Origin of the sequence: Nocardiopsis sp. RV163 (genome assembly GCF_001029525.1) — a bacterium.
In the GTDB taxonomy this organism is placed as follows: Bacteria; Actinomycetota; Actinomycetes; order Streptosporangiales; family Streptosporangiaceae; genus Nocardiopsis; species Nocardiopsis dassonvillei.
On record NZ_LEKI01000058.1, the window covers coordinates 15,861 to 31,530 of the forward strand.

At 72.6% G+C, this 15,670-nt stretch carries 12 protein-coding genes; all 12 read right to left on the reverse strand.

Going from position 1 to position 15,670, the window contains the following annotated elements; genetic code table 11:
* Positions 1 to 56 precede the first annotated feature (56 nt).
* Positions 57 to 1,016, reverse strand: coding sequence for a DUF11 domain-containing protein (locus tag ABD54_RS12690; RefSeq protein WP_047869673.1), 960 nt, complete (start codon positions 1,014 to 1,016; stop codon positions 57 to 59).
* A 178-nt stretch (positions 1,017 to 1,194) separates the two neighbouring features.
* Positions 1,195 to 2,388, reverse strand: coding sequence for a methionine adenosyltransferase (gene metK, locus ABD54_RS12695; protein WP_047869674.1), 1,194 nt, complete (start codon positions 2,386 to 2,388; stop codon positions 1,195 to 1,197).
* Positions 2,389 to 2,643: 255 nt separating this feature from the next.
* Complete coding sequence (gene coaBC, locus ABD54_RS12700) at positions 2,644 to 3,837, reverse strand: bifunctional phosphopantothenoylcysteine decarboxylase/phosphopantothenate--cysteine ligase CoaBC (protein ID WP_047869675.1); 1,194 nt, start codon at positions 3,835 to 3,837, stop codon at positions 2,644 to 2,646.
* A gap of 125 nt (positions 3,838 to 3,962) precedes the next feature.
* Complete coding sequence (rpoZ, locus tag ABD54_RS12705; RefSeq protein ID WP_013154112.1) at positions 3,963 to 4,229, reverse strand: DNA-directed RNA polymerase subunit omega; 267 nt, start codon at positions 4,227 to 4,229, stop codon at positions 3,963 to 3,965.
* A 122-nt stretch (positions 4,230 to 4,351) separates the two neighbouring features.
* Entirely contained in the window at positions 4,352 to 4,939 is a 588-nt protein-coding gene (gmk, locus tag ABD54_RS12710) for a guanylate kinase (RefSeq protein WP_047869676.1), read from the reverse strand.
* Positions 4,940 to 5,537: 598 nt separating this feature from the next.
* The gene (gene mihF, locus ABD54_RS12715; protein ID WP_017565056.1) at positions 5,538 to 5,861 is read right to left on the reverse strand and encodes an integration host factor, actinobacterial type; all 324 of its coding nucleotides are present in this window, start codon (positions 5,859 to 5,861) and stop codon (positions 5,538 to 5,540) included.
* Positions 5,862 to 6,270: 409 nt separating this feature from the next.
* Positions 6,271 to 6,987 carry an orotidine-5'-phosphate decarboxylase gene (gene pyrF, locus ABD54_RS12720; protein WP_047869677.1) on the reverse strand — a complete coding sequence of 239 codons (717 nt, stop codon included), beginning with the start codon at positions 6,985 to 6,987 and terminating at the stop codon, positions 6,271 to 6,273.
* A gap of 317 nt (positions 6,988 to 7,304) precedes the next feature.
* The gene (locus ABD54_RS12725; RefSeq protein ID WP_047869678.1) at positions 7,305 to 8,246 is read right to left on the reverse strand and encodes a dihydroorotate dehydrogenase; all 942 of its coding nucleotides are present in this window, start codon (positions 8,244 to 8,246) and stop codon (positions 7,305 to 7,307) included.
* A gap of 52 nt (positions 8,247 to 8,298) precedes the next feature.
* On the reverse strand, positions 8,299 to 9,198 hold the full coding sequence (locus tag ABD54_RS12730; protein WP_047869679.1) for a dihydroorotate dehydrogenase electron transfer subunit: 900 nt from the start codon (positions 9,196 to 9,198) through the stop codon (positions 8,299 to 8,301).
* 614 nt (positions 9,199 to 9,812) lie between these two features.
* Positions 9,813 to 13,115 carry a carbamoyl-phosphate synthase large subunit gene (gene carB, locus ABD54_RS12735; RefSeq protein ID WP_047869680.1) on the reverse strand — a complete coding sequence of 1,101 codons (3,303 nt, stop codon included), beginning with the start codon at positions 13,113 to 13,115 and terminating at the stop codon, positions 9,813 to 9,815.
* Between the two features lie 16 nt (positions 13,116 to 13,131).
* Complete coding sequence (gene carA, locus ABD54_RS12740; RefSeq protein WP_047869682.1) at positions 13,132 to 14,268, reverse strand: glutamine-hydrolyzing carbamoyl-phosphate synthase small subunit; 1,137 nt, start codon at positions 14,266 to 14,268, stop codon at positions 13,132 to 13,134.
* Between the two features lie 53 nt (positions 14,269 to 14,321).
* Complete coding sequence (locus ABD54_RS12745; protein WP_047869681.1) at positions 14,322 to 15,623, reverse strand: dihydroorotase; 1,302 nt, start codon at positions 15,621 to 15,623, stop codon at positions 14,322 to 14,324.
* Positions 15,624 to 15,670 lie beyond the last annotated feature (47 nt).

Genomic DNA, 15,670 nt, shown 5'->3' on the forward strand with positions numbered 1-15,670 from the left:
GCCCGCCGGACGGGCCGCGCCCCTGGGCGCGGCCCGTCCGTTTGCGCGGCCCCGGGTCAGCCGCGCGGCCCGGCGACCGGTTCGGGCTCCTCCGCGGGCGCGTGCGCGGTCCCGGCGGGCACCGGCTCCGACCCGGACCGGGGACCGGCCTCGGGCCGCGCCCCGGCGTCGGGCACGCGTGCGGTCCCGTGCTCCCCTCCCGGTTCGTTCTCCCCCGTGTCCGAGCCGGATACCCGGGCACCGCGCGCGGTGGCGGGGACGGGCGCCGCCCGGTGGAGGATCAGCGTCTCCAGCACGATCCGCGGCCGGTCCGCGGTCCCCTCCGCCGCCGCGGCGGTTCCGGCCCCGGCGGGCTCCCGGGCCGCGCCCAAGACCGCCTTCTCCGCTCCGACGTCCGCGCGGACGGGCGCCGTCCGCGCCTCGGGCTCCCCCTCCCGAAGGTCCCGGGTGTTGCGGTGGCGCGCCAGGCCGCCGACGCACAGCGCCACCGAGGCCGCGAAGGCCAGTCCCGTGACCACCCACACCGGCGGCACCGCCGCGTGGACTCGGTGCACGGCCGCGTCACAGGAGACCAGCACCGCTCCCGGTTCCGGGCGCGCGCAGACCGTGGCGACCGGGTGCTCTCCCCCGCCGCGGACCCCGGTGACCTCTCCGGTGAACCGCATGCTCGCGCGGGCGCCGGGCTCCAGGGACCGCGACCAGGTCACCCGCCCCTCCCCCGGCTCGGCCCCGGACGTCCCCGAGACGTAGCGCACGGTCGGGGGCAGGAACTGCACGATCTCGGCCCCGGACACCGCCTCGTCACCATCGTTGCGCACGTCGACCGTGTAGTGGATCCGGTCGCCCGGGCCCAGCCGCTGCGCTTCGGAGCGGGACTCCAGGGCCACGTGCAGGCTGTCCGCGCCGGGCACGACCTCCCCTCCCCTGCCTCCCGACCCGTCGGGTGCGTGGTGGGTGCCGGGCAGGGCGAGCAGGGCCACCAGCCCCACCGCAGACACCGCCGTTGCTACGGCCATGGTCTCCTCCGCGTACGAGCACAGAAATGACATTACGTCTATACGGAATAACACGGAGTAGTCACTTCGATCGTGCGCCATGCGGAGGAACCCGGAACACGCGAAAGGGCGCGCGCGGCCGGTGACGGCCGTGCGCGCCCCCAGGCCCCCTCGCGGGGACCGGCGCCGCGGATGCGGGTCAGACGCCCACGAAGGAGCGCAGCGCGGCGGCGCGCTCGGTGCTCTCCCACGTGAACTCGGGCAGCTCACGGCCGAAGTGGCCGTACGCGGCGGTGCGGGAGTAGATCGGGCGCAGCAGGTCCAGATCGCGCACGATGGCGGCCGGACGCAGGTCGAAGACCTCCTTGACGGCCTTCTCGATCAGCTCCGGCGCGACCTTCTCGGTGCCGAAGGTCTCGATGAACACGCCGACCGGGTGCGCCTTGCCGATGGCGTAGGCCACCTGGACCTCGGCACGCTCGGCGAGCTCGGCCGCGACGATGTTCTTGGCGACCCAGCGGGTGGCGTAGGCGGCCGAACGGTCCACCTTCGACGGGTCCTTGCCGGAGAAGGCGCCGCCGCCGTGGCGGGCGTAGCCGCCGTAGGTGTCCACGATGATCTTGCGGCCCGTGAGGCCGGCGTCTCCCATGGGGCCGCCGATCTCGAACCTGCCGGTGGGGTTGACCAGGAGCCGGTAGTCGTCGGACTCCAAGCCGTAGGCGGCCACGACCGGCTCGATCACGTGCTCGCGGATGTCGGGGGCGAGCATCTCGTCGAGGTTGATGTCGGCCGAGTGCTGGCTGGAGACCACGACGGTGTCGAGGCGGACCGGGGTCTGGCCGTCGTACTCGACCGTGACCTGGGTCTTGCCGTCCGGGCGCAGGTAGGGCACCGTGCCGTTGCGGCGGACCCCGGCCAGGCGCTCGGAGAGGGAGTGCGCCAGCTTGATCGGCAGCGGCATGAGCTCGGGCGTCTCGCGGTTGGCGTAGCCGAACATCAGGCCCTGGTCGCCCGCGCCCTGCCGGTTGAGGGCGTCGTCCTCGTTGTCGACGCGCGCCTCGTAGGCGGTGTCGACGCCCTGGGCGATGTCGGGGGACTGCGCGTCGATGGAGACGTTGACCCCGCAGGAGTCACCGTCGAACCCCTTGGCGGAGGAGTCGTAGCCGATCTCGAGGATCTTTCCGCGCACGATGGCGGGGATGTCGACGTAGGTCTGGGTGGTGACCTCGCCCGCGATGTGGACCTGACCGGTGGTGATCAGCGTCTCGACCGCGACCCGGCTGCGCGGATCGTGGGTGAGCATCGCGTCGAGGATCGCGTCACTGATCTGGTCGGCCATCTTGTCGGGATGGCCTTCGGTGACCGACTCGGAGGTGAAAAGGCGGCGGGACACGTTGCGTGACTCCTTGCAGCGGCTGCTGGCTGACATGTGCCGGTGCGGCACGGGCGCCCCCGGCTGCCTGCCGGGGCGGCCAATACCGACCGACGGGGTTGGTTATCGGTCCACTGTAACGGGACTGCTGGGGGCGGGCACCCCGCGGACGACCTCCCCGGTCGTCACGGGTGCACGTTGAAGTGTGACGTACTCAGCGGTGGGAATCCAGTCCTGGGAACCCGCGGTTCGGCCGGGCCCCGCCGGGCGGGCGCTTCAGCCCAGGCGCGGCAGGACCAGGTCCCAGACGCGGTCGGCGAGGTCCTCCTTGGGCCCGGTGGGCACGTCCACCGCGCTGCCGTCCGAGCCCAGGATGACGGCCTGGTTGTCCTCGGTCCCGAACGCGCGCCCGCCGCCGACCTGGTTGACCACGAGCAGGTCGCAGCCCTTGCGCGCCAGTTTGGCGCGGCCGTTGGCGATCACGTCGTCGGTCTCGGCGGCGAAGCCCACGACGGTCTGCGCCAGCCCCTCGGCGTCGCGGGAGGCGACCAGCCCGGCGAGGATGTCGGGGTTCTCGGCCAGCTCGATCGGCGCGGGGGACGCGCCGGGCCTCTTCTTGATCTTGGAGGCGGCGCTGGCGACCGGCCGGAAGTCGGCCACCGCGGCGCTCATCACGATCGCGTCCGCGCCGACGCGTTCGGCCTCCACGGCCTCGGCCAGCTCCACGGCCGAGCCCGCCCGCACGACGCGCACCCCGGCCGGGTCGGGCAGGGAGACGTTGGCGGCGACCAGGGTCACGTCGGCGCCGCGGGCGGCGGCGGTGCGCGCCAGGGCGTACCCCTGCTTGCCCGAGGAGTGGTTGCCCAGGAAGCGGACCGGGTCGACGGCCTCGCGGGTGCCGCCGGCGGAGACGACCACGCGACGTCCGGCCAGGTCGGGCGCGGCGGTGCCGCGGCGCAGCACGAGACGGGCGGCCTCGAACAGCTCGGAGGGCTCGGGCAGGCGCCCGCGTCCGGTGTCGGCGCCCGTCAGGCGGCCCACGGCCGGATCGAGGACGACGGCGCCGCGCGAGCGCAGGGTGGCCACGTTGGCCCGCGTGGCGGGGTGCTCCCACATCTCCGTGTGCATCGCGGGCGCGAACACCACCGGACAGCGCGCGGTGAGCAGGGTGTTGGTGAGCAGGTCGTCGGCCAGGCCCGCGGCGGCCCTGGCGAGGATGTTGGCGGTGGCCGGGGCCACGAACACCAGGTCGGCCTCCTGGCCGATGCGCACGTGCGGGACCTCGTGGACCCCGTCCCACACGCCGGTGGCGACGGGCTGGCCGGACAGGGCGGCCCAGGTGGGCTCACCGACGAAGCGCAGGGCCTCGGCGGTGGGCACGACCCGGACCCGGTGGCCGGACTCGGTCAGGCGGCGCAGCAGTTCGCAGACCTTGTAGGCGGCGATGCCGCCGCCGACGCCGAGGACCACGCGGGGAACGTTTGTGTCACTCACAGAAAGGAGTTCTACCAGCCCCAGGCCGCCCCGCGCGCGCCAGGGGCGCGGCGGGCGGTCCCGAGCCCCGTGCGGGCTCGCGGGCACGCGGGGAAGGCGGGTCAGGAACCCTCGTAGGGCTCCGCGGTGAGCAGGCCGGACCTGACCTCGCGCAGCGCGATGGACAGCGACTTCTCCTGGACCTGGGTCTCCACCAGCGGGCCGACGTACTCCAGCAGGCCCTCGCCCAGCTGGGCGTAGTAGGCGTTGATCTGGCGGGCCCGCTTGGAGGCCATGGTGACCAGGCTGTACTTGCTGTCCACCAGCTCCAGCAGATCGTCGATCGGCGGGTTGGTGATGCCTTCGGCGACGGGCTCGGTACCAGCCACTTGATTACCCCCAGGAATGGTCCGCGGCTCGTCGCGGAGCCGCGGTGGACGGACGTTGGGGCGCCGTCGGGACGGTTCCCGGCGCGGCGCGGACGGCGCGGACCCTGCGGGGCCGGCCGCTATCACACCTTGGGCGCGGTGATCAACGCTAGCAGCTCGTCGCCCACTTCCCGCACGGACGTGTTGACGAGGGTGGTGTCGAACTCCTTCTCGGCGGCCAGCTCGACCCTGGCCACGTCCAGGCGGCGCTGGATCACCTCGTCGGACTCGGTGCCGCGTCCGGTGAGGCGGCGCACCAATTCCTCCCAGGAGGGAGGGGCGAGGAAGACGTGCAGGGCGTCGGGCATGGACTCGCGCACCTGGCGGGCGCCCTGGAGCTCGATTTCCAGCAGGACGGGCACTCCGGCGCGCAGGCGCTCCTCGACGGGACGGCGCGGGGTGCCGTAGCGGTTGCCCGCGAACTGGGCCCACTCCAGGAGCTGGTCCTCGGCGACGAGGCGGTCGAACTCCTCGTCGGTGACGAAGTGGTACTGGACGCCGTCCTGTTCGCCCGGGCGGGGTCGGCGCGTGGTGACCGAGACCGAGAGCCACACGTCGGGGTTCTCACGGCGCAGGTGGGCCACCACCGTGCTCTTGCCCACACCCGAGGGTCCGGACAGCACGGTCAGCCGCTTCTGCGCCGGGCGGGACTGGGATCCGGGATCGGGCATGTGTGTTCGAGGCTTCCCTTCGGGCCCGCCCGCCACGGGCGGGGCCGTGGCCCTCGCGTCGCGCTCCGGCGGGCCGAAGCCGGTCCGGGCGCCGTCACCGTGCGGGCGGTCTGGTGTGCGGGGTGTCCGCGTACGGTCGCGGGAAGCTTCCTTTATACCACCGGGCCGCAGCACGGCCGACGGTCACCACCCACCCCGCAACACACCGCGCCCGGGGTAAACAGGGCCGCAGCACGGCCGACGGTCACCACCCGCCCCGCAACACACCGCGCCCGGGGTAAACAGGGCCGCAGCACGGCCGACGGTCACCACCCGCCCCACAACGCACCGCGCCCGGGACAAACACAGGGCCGCGGCACGGCCGACGGTCACCACCCGCCCCGCAACACACCGCGCCCGGGACAAACACAGGGCCGCGGCACGGCGGACGGTCGTGACCTGGGGCCACCCGTCCGCCGACCGCGGCCCGTCCTGGCTCACCGGGGGTCGGCCGCTGTCGCGGCGTGGTGTGCGCCGCGGCTGTGGGGGACGCGGCGGACCGGTGCACTGCGTTCAGGTGCTGCTCGGTACTGCTGGGTGTTGCGGGTACTGCCTGGTGCTACTTGGTGAGGTCGCCGAACTCGGCCTCGAGGGCGGCGCGCTGGTTGGTTCCCAGACCGCGGACACGGCGCGACTCGGCGATGTTGAGCCGCTCCATGATCTGCTTGGCCCGGACCTTGCCGACGCCGGGAAGGGATTCGAGCAGCGCCGAAACCTTCATCTTGCCGATGACGTCGTCCTTGAGGCCGTTGGAAAGGACCTCGGACAGCGAGATGCCGCCGTTCTTCAGTTTGTTCTTGACCTCCGCGCGCTCTTTTCTGGCCTTGGCGGCCTTGGCCAGAGCCGCGGTGCGCTGTTCGGGTGTCAGGGGAGGAAGGGCCACGCCGGGTCACCTCGGTTTTCTACTCGTTTGTAGAGGGCGGACGCCTGCGCAAGTTAGTAGGTCTGACCCCTGTTAGGCAACGCAAAGTGCCCTTTCAGCGGCTATTTCGTCGAACTAACTACTGAGAGTTGTTATTCGACTGCACTGCGAGACGAAAACCAGGACTTTAGTCCCGATTGAAGGAAGTACGAAGGGTGCCACCAGCGCAGGTCACACAGGGGTGACGCGGGTCACTCCCGGCAGTACACGGCAAGTTTCGGACACGCCGAATTAGTAACCGACAGCGACACATAATCGGCCCTGTCGAACCCCTGTGCACCGGTTCGTCTCCCCGATCCGTCGATCCCTTGGCCCAACACCTCCGGACACCGTCGATGGGCGCCCGCGCGGCGCCCCCGCCCTTCGCTCCCTAGACGCGCACGCCCGCCCTGCGCACGGCCGCCGCGAGGTAGGCCGCCGCCGCCCCCGGGTCCGGCGCTCGGGTGATGGGGCGGCCGATGACCAGCAGGTCCGCGCCCGCCGCCAAGGCCTCCTCCGGTGTCGCCACGCGCGACTGGTCGCCCTTGTCCGCCCCCGCCGGGCGCACGCCCGGCGTGATGAGGGTGACGTCCGGTCCGACCTCGGAGCGGAGCAGGGCCACCTCATGGGGCGAGCAGACCAGCGCGCGTGCCCCGGCGCCCACCGCCATGACGGCCAGGCGCCGCACCGCGTCGCGGGTCGGGCCGAGCAGCCCCACCTGCTCCAGGTCGCCCTCGTCCATGGAGGTGAGCACCGTCACGGCGGCGATCCTGGTCTCCGGCGCGGCCTCCACGGCGGCCCGGACCATGTCCGCCCCTCCCCCGGCGTGGACCGTCAGGATCGAGGGACGCAGGCCGGCGACGCTTCGCGCGGCGCCGGCGACCGTGGCCGGGATGTCGTGCAGCTTCAGGTCGAGGAAGACCCCCACCCGGCTGGCTCCGCGCACAGCGCTGACCACGTCGGGCCCGTAGCGCAGGTAGAGCTCCAGACCCACCTTGACCGTGCTCACGTGCGGCGCGACCGCGGAGGCCCAGGTGGCCGCGGTCTCCAGGTCCCTGGCGTCGAGCGCCACGGCGATGGGCGCGGAGGGCGCGCTGGTCTCGGTCATGTCGGTATCTCCCATCGTGTGCCGCCGACCGGGGTCGGCGCGTGCAAGGCACGGACGTACTTGCGGACGTGCTTACCGCGGCACCTGAGAATGCACGTTCCCTGTCATGTGCACACCATCAAGTGTGCGATTCCCCGGATGGGCCGCTTCATGCGCCCCAACCGTGTCACTTCCCCGTAACGGCCTCCCAGACGGCCGCAGACGGGACGTAGCGGTCAGGACAGTGGTAGAGACCAATTGCGCGTGTTTGGTCGCACAGCGCCATCTGAACGCCGTTCAGGCCGGTCAGGGCCCTTGTGCGCCGCGTACCCGACCTGTCACGCCCCCACACCCGTCCGGTGCGCGGCGCCCACCAGGTCGGCGGCCCGCCTCAGCCCGCGGGCCTCCAACAGCTCGGTGAACTCGCGGAGCACCCGGGCGCACGCCGAGGGGTCGGAGAAGTTGACCGTGCCGACCGCCACCGCGGAGGCCCCGGCCGCCATGAACTCCATCACGTCGGCGCCCGTGCGGACCCCGCCCATCCCGACGATGGGCACGTCCGGGAGCGCCTCGTGCACCCGGTAGACGCACCCCACCGCCAGCGGGCGGATCGCCGGCCCCGACAGTCCTCCCATCCCCCCGGCCACCGCCGGGCGCAGCGTGCGCGTGTCCACGGCCATGCCGCGCACGGTGTTGACCATGGACAGCCCGTCCGCGCGCGCCTCCACGCACGCGGCGGCCAGCTCCACCACGTCGGGGACGTCGGCGGCGAGCTTGGCCAGCACCGGCAGCCCCGAACGGGTGTGGGAGCGCACCGTGCGCACCACCGCCGCGGCCTGGGCGGCGTCGTCCACGTAGCGGCGCCCGGCGGGGTCGGACGGGTCCGGGCTGGAGAGGTTGACCTCGATCGCGCTCACCCCGTCGGCGGCGGAGACGCGCCTGGCGAGTTCGCCGAACTCGGCCATGCCGGTGCCCGCCACGGAGACGATCGCCCGCCCGCCTCGGGAGAGCAGCCAGGGCAGGTCCCGTTGGAGGAACACGTCCACTCCCGGGCCCTGCATCCCCGTCGTGCTGAGCATCCCGCTGGGCGTCTCGGCCATGCGCGGTGAGGGGCGCCCGGCGTGGGGTTCCAGCATCACCGACTTGGTGGTGACGGCGCCGATCGAGGCGATGTCGAAGAACTGGGCCAGCTCGCGGCCCGATCCGGCGCACCCTGCGGCGGTGACCACGGGGTTGGGCAGCTCCCAGCCGCCCAGCCGGGTCCTGAGGTCTGCGTTCAACTCTCTCACCCACTGTCTGGTGGTGGTCGGTCCCGGAGCGGGGCCGGGCCCCTCAGGCGATGTCGCGGGCCGTCTCCGCGGCGCGGGCCGCGCTGGAGCCCTTCCAGCCTGGGGCGCCCAGGGCGTCGAAGGGGATCGTGCCCACGTCGTCGAAGCGCACCTGCTCGCCCCGGAAGACCGGGCCGTCCACGCAGGAACGGACCATGCGGGTGATCCCGTCCTCACCCACGACCGGGATGACGCAGGTCATGCAGATCCCGGTGCCGCAGGCCATGGTCTCCTCCACCGCCACCTGGACGGGGATGCCGTGGCCGGCCGCCACGGAGGTGACCGCGCGCAGCATCGGCATGGGGCCGCAGGCGTAGACGGCGTCGGACCGGCACTCCTCGATCACCCTGCCCAGGACGTCGGTGACGCGACCGCGGGTGCCGAAGGAGCCGTCGTCGGTGGTGAAGGCGGCCGTCTCGGCGATGCGGCGGGCGGTGATGGCGCTGAACACCCGGTCGGCGGAGGCGGCGCCGAGCACGAAGTCCACCCGGCAGCCGCGCCTGCGCAGCGACTGGGCGAGCGGGAACAGCGGGGCGCTGCCCGAGCCGCCGCCCACCAGCACGCAGTTGACCGGCTCGCGGGGCAGCGGGAAGGGGCGGCCCAGGGGGCCGACCACGTCCAGCAGGTCGCGGGAGCGCCGCTCCGAGAGCCAGGCGGTGCCGGTGCCGCGCACCGAGAACAGGAACTCGACGGTGCCGCCGTAGTCGGGTTTGACGTCGTGGACGGCGAAGGGGCGGCGCAGCAGGGTGCTGGAGTGGTCCCCGCCGACGGCCACCGACACGAACTGCCCGGAGCGGAACCGCTCGGCTATGCCCGGGGCGACCACGGTGATGGCGTAGTAGGCGTCCATCCTGCGTACGTTCAGCACGGGGCACCTGGTCTGCACCGGTCCGTTGTCGCTCATCAGGTCGTGGCGCCCGAGCCCGGTGTCGCGGACACCCGGGCGTCGGCGCCGCCCTCCCCCCTCTGGGATTCCTGCGTCGTCCTGTGCGCCAACCGTATAGGCGGGGGCGCCGTGGACACACCGTCCACGGCGCCCCCGACCGCAGCCCCACCCCCGTCCCCGGACCGAAGCGGAGCGCAGGTCCAAAGCCGAACGGCCTAAGACCTGTTCTTCGAACCGGTCCCAGCTTGCGGGGGTCGGTTCGGGCGCCCACGGGGTTCTGGATGTGCCGGAGACGGGTTCCCGTGGGAGAACCGCGCCGTAGGCGTCGGTTGAGGGCGGTGGCGGGCGACGGGTGGGCACGAGCGAACCCGCCGCAGGCACCGAAGGTTCCCGTTCTCCGGGCGCCCGAACACGGACCGGACCGGAGCGCAGGTCCAAAGCCGAACGGCCTAAGACCTGTTCTTCGAACCGGTCCCAGCTTGCGGGGGTCGGTTCGGGCGCCCACGGGGTTCTGGATGTGCCGGAGACGGGTTCGCGAGGAACGAGCGAACCCGCCGCAGGCACCGAAGGTTCCCGTTCTCCGGGCGCCCGAACACGGACCGAAGCGGAGCGGAGGTCCAAAAGAACACTGCCTAGGCCCGGCTGGCGGTGAGGGTGCTCGCGTGCTCCTGGAGGGAGCGCACGCCGAGGTCGCCGCGCACCCGCGCCTCGATGGCCTGGACCGCGGCGGCCAGGCCCTGCACGGTGGTGACGCTGGGCACTCGGCGCACCACGGCCGCGGTGCGGATCTCGTAGCCGTCCAGGCGCGGTCCGGCCTGCCCCGCGCTGCCGAAGGGCGTGTTGACGATGAGGTCGACGCCCCCCGAGTGGATGAGCTGCACGATGGTGGGCTCGCCCGCCGGGCCGCTGCCCTCGCTGTGCTTGCGCACCACGGTGGCGTGCACGCCGTTGCGGCGCAGGACCACGGCGGTGCCCTCGGTGGCCAGGATCTCGAAGCCGAGGTCGGCCAGGCGCTTGACCGGGAAGATCATCGAGCGCTTGTCGCGGTTGGCCACCGAGACGAACACCCGGCCCCGCTCGGGCAGGGAGTCGTTCAGGGCCAACTGCGACTTGGCGTAGGCGGAGCCGAACTCGGTGTCCAGGCCCATGACCTCGCCGGTGGAGCGCATCTCGGGGCCGAGGATGGTGTCGACCCCCTCGCCCTCCTTGTCGATGAAGCGGTTGAAGGGCAGCACCGCCTCCTTCACCGACACCGGGGCGTCCGCGGGCAGGTCGCCGCCGTCGCCGCGTGCGGGCAGCATGCCCTCCTCCCGCAGTTCGGCGATGGTGGCCCCTGCCATGACGCGGGCGGCGGCCTTGGCCAGCGGCACCGCGGTGGCCTTGGACACGAACGGCACGGTGCGCGAGGCGCGCGGGTTGGCCTCCAGGACGTTGAGCACTCCGGAGGCGAGCGCGTACTGGACGTTGATCAGCCCGCGCACGCCCGTGCCTCGGGCGATGGCCTCGGTCGAGTAGCGGATGCGCTCGATGTCCTCGCGGCCCAGGGTGATGGAGGGCAGGGTGCACGCCGAGTCGCCGGAGTGGATACCGGCCTCCTCGATGTGCTCCATGACCCCGCCCAGGTACAGGTCGCGGCCGTCGTAGAGGGCGTCGACGTCGATCTCGATGGCGTCGTCGAGGAAGCGGTCGATGAGCACCGGGTGCTCGGGGCTCACCTCGGCGTTGCGCTCGATGTAGTCGGCGAGCATCGTCTCGCTGTAGACGATCTCCATGCCGCGGCCGCCCAGCACGTAGGAGGGGCGGACCATGACGGGGTAGCCGATCTCGTCCGCGGCGGCCTTGGCCTCGGCGAAGGAGTGGGCGGTGCCGTACTTGGGCGCGGGCAGCCCGGCGTCGGCGAGGACCTTGCCGAACGCGCCGCGGTCCTCGGCCAGGTCGATGGCCTCGGGGCTGGTGCCGATGATCGGCACCCCGGCGTCCTTGAGTCGGCGGGCCAGGCCGAGCGGGGTCTGGCCGCCCAGTTGGACGATGACCCCGACGACCGGTCCGGCGGCCTGCTCGGCGCGTACGACCTCCAGCACGTCCTCCAGGGTGAGCGGCTCGAAGTAGAGCCGGTCGCTGGTGTCGTAGTCGGTGGAGACCGTCTCGGGGTTGCAGTTGACCATCACGGTCTCGTACCCGGCGTCGGAGAGGGCGAAGGAGGCGTGGACGCAGGAGTAGTCGAACTCCACGCCCTGGCCGATCCGGTTGGGCCCCGACCCCAGGATGACGATCTTGGGCCGGTCGCCCGTGGGGACCTCGGTCTCCTCGTCGTAGCTGGAGTACAGGTAGGGCGTGCGGGCCTCGAACTCGGCTGCGCAGGTGTCCACGGTCAGGTAGACGGGGTGGACGCCCAGGGCGTGGCGCAGCTCGCGGACCACGTCCTCGCTGCGGCCGGTGATCTGGCCGATCTGGAGGTCGGAGAAGCCCAGCCCCTTGACCTGGCGCAGCAGGTCGGCGTCGAGCTTGGGTGCGTCGGCCAGGACGCGGGCCGCCTCCTCCAGGCGCAGCATCTGGTCCACGAACCAGGGGTCGATGCGGGTGGCCTCGTGGACCTCCTCGACGGTGGCCCCGGCGCGCAGGGCCTGCTGGACCTGGCGCAGGCGGTGCTCGGTGGGGGTGGCGGCCAGGCGCAGCAGCTCGTCCTTGTCGCCGGGCTCGCCCTCCCAGGTCAGGCCGACGCCCTTCTTCTCCAGGGAGCGCATGGCCTTCTGGAGGGCCTCGGGGAAGGAGCGGCCGATGGCCATGGCCTCGCCCACCGACTTCATGGTGGTGGTCAGGCCGGAGTCGGCGCCGGGGAACTTCTCGAAGGCGAAGCGGGGCACCTTGACGACGACGTAGTCGAGCGTGGGCTCGAAGCTGGCCGGGGTCTCCCGGGTGATGTCGTTGGGGATCTCGTCCAGGGTGTAGCCGACGGCGAGCTTGGCGGCGATCTTGGCGATCGGGAAGCCGGTGGCCTTGGAGGCCAGAGCCGAGGAGCGCGACACGCGCGGGTTCATCTCGATGACGATGACCCGGCCGGTGGTGGGGTGGACGGCGAACTGGATGTTGCAGCCGCCGGTGTCCACGCCGACCTCGCGGATGACGGCGATGCCGATGTCGCGCAGCTTCTGGTACTCGCGGTCGGTGAGGGTCATGGCGGGGGCGACGGTGATGGAGTCGCCGGTGTGCACGCCCATGGGGTCGAGGTTCTCGATGGAGCACACGACCACGACGTTGTCGTTGGTGTCGCGCATCAGCTCCAGCTCGTACTCCTTCCAGCCGAGGATGGACTCCTCCAGGAGCACCTCGGTGGTCGGGGAGAGCGCCAGGCCCTGCCCGGCGATGCGGCGCAGCTCGGCCGCGTCGTGGGCGAAGCCCGAGCCCGCGCCGCCCATGGTGAAGGAGGGGCGCACGACGACCGGGTAGGAGAGCTCCTCGGCCGCGGCCAGGCACTCCTCCAGGGTGTGGCAGATGCGTGAGCGGGCGGACTCGCCGCCGATGCGCTCGACGATGCCCTTGAAGCTCTCGCGGTCCTCGCCGGACTGGATGGCCTCGATGTTGGCGCCGATGAGCTCGACGCCGTACTTGGCGAGGACGCCGGCCTCGTCCAGGGCGACGGCGGCGTTGAGGGCGGTCTGCCCGCCCAGGGTGGGCAGGAGGGCGTCGGGGCGCTCCTTGGCGATGATCTTCTCGATCATCTCGGTGGTGATCGGCTCGACGTAGGTGGCGTCGGCGATCTCCGGGTCGGTCATGATCGTGGCCGGGTTGGAGTTGACCAGGATGACCCGCAGGCCCTCGGCCCGCAGAACCCGGCAGGCCTGGGTGCCCGAGTAGTCGAACTCGGCCGCCTGCCCGATCACGATCGGGCCGGAGCCGATCACGAGGACGGATGAAAGGTCACTACGGCGCGGCATGCTCTGCTTCCTCTTGCTACTTGGCAGCCGGAGCGGGCTGGGCGGACATCAGGTCGACGAACGCGTCGAAGAGTTCGGCGGCGTCGTGGGGGCCGGCGGCGGCCTCCGGGTGGAACTGGACGCTGAACGCGGGGCGGTCCAGCAGCCGCAGCCCCTCGACGACGCGGTCGTTGAGGCCGATGTGGCTGACCTCGGCCCGGCCGTAGGGGGTGTCGAAGGGCTCGTCGAGGGGGGCGTCGACGGCGAAGCCGTGGTTCTGGCTGGTGATGGCGACCCTGCCGGAGCGGGTGTCGATCACCGGCTGGTTGACGCCCCGGTGCCCGAAGGGCAGCTTGTAGGTGCCCAGGTCCAGGGCGCGGCCCAGGATCTGGTTGCCGAAGCAGATGCCGAAGAGCGGCCTGCCCGCGTCCAGGACGCCGCGCATGGCTGTGACGGGTGCGTCGGCGGTGGCCGGGTCGCCGGGGCCGTTGCTGAAGAACACCCCGTCCGGGTCCAGCGCGAGGATGTCCTCGGCGGTGGCGGTGGCGGGCAGCACGGTGACCCGGCAGCCCCGCTCGGCCAGGCGCTGGGGGGTCATGGCCTTGATGCCCAGGTCCACGGCGGCGACGTGGAAGCGGGCGGGGACCCCCTCGGGCGGCAGGACCTCGTAGGGCTCGCCGGTGCTGACCTCGGCGGCCAGGTCGGCCCCGGCCATGGCGGGCTGCTGCCGCACGCGCTCCAGCAGGGCCCCCGGGTTCGTCTCGGTGGTGCTGATGGCGGCGCGCATGACGCCCTTGTCGCGCAGGTGGCGGGTGAGGGCGCGGGTGCCGGTGAGGGCGATGCCGACCACGCCCTGGCGGCGCAGCTCCTCGTCCAGGGTGCGCTCGGCCCGCCAGTTGGAGGTGATGCGGGCGGGTTCGCGGACGACGTACCCGGCGACCCAGACGCGGCCGGACTCGGGGTCGTCGTCGTTGACGCCGGTGTTGCCGATGTGGGGGGCGGTCATCACCACGATCTGGCGGTGGTAGGAGGGGTCGGTGAGGGTCTCCTGGTAGCCGGTCATGCCGGTGTTGAAGACCGCCTCGCCGAAGGTCTCCCCGGTGGCGCCGAAGGATCGGCCGTGGAAGACCCGGCCGTCCTCGAGTACCAGAATCGCGGGTCCGCTCTCGGACACGTTCGCCCCCTCCTCCGCCGGGCCGTCGGCGGCCCGGGTGTTCTGTTCTGTGCTCACTGGATCTTCCCCTCCAGGACGGTCGGGGCGCCGCGCAGGAACGTGGCGCGCACCCGGCCGGGCAGGGTCATGCCCCGGAAGGGGGTGTTGCCGCTCTTGCTGGCCATGGCCGCTCCGTCCACGTCGACGGCGGCGGCCGGGTCGTACAGGACCACGTTGGCGGGCTGGCCGACCGCCAGGTCACGGCCGTGGTCGTGGACTCGGCCGATGCGGGCCGGTGCCGCGGACATGCGGTCGGCGACGTCGGACCAGGTCAGCAGACCGGTGTCGACCATCGTGCGCTGCACGACCGCCAACGCCGTCTCCAGTCCGACCATTCCCATGGCGGCGGTGGACCACTCGGTCTCCTTGGCCTCCGCGGGGTGGGGGGCGTGGTCGGTGGCGACGATGTCGATGGTGCCGTCGGCCAGGCCCTCGCGCAGCGCCTGGACGTCGTCGGCGGTGCGCAGGGGCGGGTTGACCTTGTAGACGGGATCGTAGCCCTCCACCAGCTCCTCTGTCAGCAGGAGGTGGTGGGGCGTGACCTCGGCGGTGACGTCGCAGCCGCGGGCCTTGGCCCAGCGGATGATGTCGACCGAGCCCCTGGTCGAGACGTGGCACACGTGCAGGCGCGAGCCCACGTGCTGGGCTAGCAGGCAGTCGCGGGCGATGATCGCCTCCTCGGCGACCGCGGGCCAGCCGGGCAGGCCGAGGCGGTCGGAGACGCAGCCCTCGTTCATCTGGGCGCCCTGGGTCAGGCGCGGCTCCTGGGCGTGCTGGGCGATGACGCCGTCGAAGGCCTTGACGTACTCCAGGGCGCGGCGCATGAGCAGGGCGTCGGAGACGCAGATGCCGTCGTCGGAGAAGACGCGCACGCCGGCGGCGGAGTCGGCCATGGCGCCGATCTCGGAGAGGCGCTCCCCGGCCAGGCCGACGGTGACGGCGCCGACGGGGCGCACGTCGCAGTACCCGGCCTCGCGGCCCAGGCGCCAGACCTGTTCGACCACGCCGGCGGTGTCGGCGACGGGGTCGGTGTTGGCCATGGCGTGGACGGCGGTGTAGCCGCCCATGGCGGCGGAGCGGGATCCGGTGGCGACGGTCTCGGCGTCCTCGCGGCCGGGCTCGCGCAGGTGGGTGTGCAGGTCCACCAGGCCGGGCAGGGCGATCAGGCCGGTGGCGTCGACGGTCCGGGCGCCCTCGGGGGCGTCCAGGTCCCGGCCGGTCGCGGCGATCCGGCCGTCGGCCAGGAGCAGGTCGACGGGGTCGCCGCCGAGGGGGCGGGCGCCGCGGATCAGGTGCGGTCCGTGGGTGTCGGGCATCGCGGTGTTGGCTTCCTCGTGTTCTGGGTCGGGGAGGGGCGGCGCGG

Coding starts and splice junctions, on each gene's coding strand:
- ABD54_RS12690 (WP_047869673.1), bottom strand. CDS start 1,016: ATGGCCGTAGCAACGGCGGTGTCTGCGGTGGGGCTGGTGGCCCTGCTC.
- carB (WP_047869680.1), bottom strand. CDS start 13,115: ATGCCGCGCCGTAGTGACCTTTCATCCGTCCTCGTGATCGGCTCCGGC.
- ABD54_RS12730 (WP_047869679.1), bottom strand. CDS start 9,198: ATGAGCGACAACGGACCGGTGCAGACCAGGTGCCCCGTGCTGAACGTA.
- pyrF (WP_047869677.1), bottom strand. CDS start 6,987: ATGACCGAGACCAGCGCGCCCTCCGCGCCCATCGCCGTGGCGCTCGAC.
- gmk (WP_047869676.1), bottom strand. CDS start 4,939: ATGCCCGATCCCGGATCCCAGTCCCGCCCGGCGCAGAAGCGGCTGACC.
- ABD54_RS12745 (WP_047869681.1), bottom strand. CDS start 15,623: ATGCCCGACACCCACGGACCGCACCTGATCCGCGGCGCCCGCCCCCTC.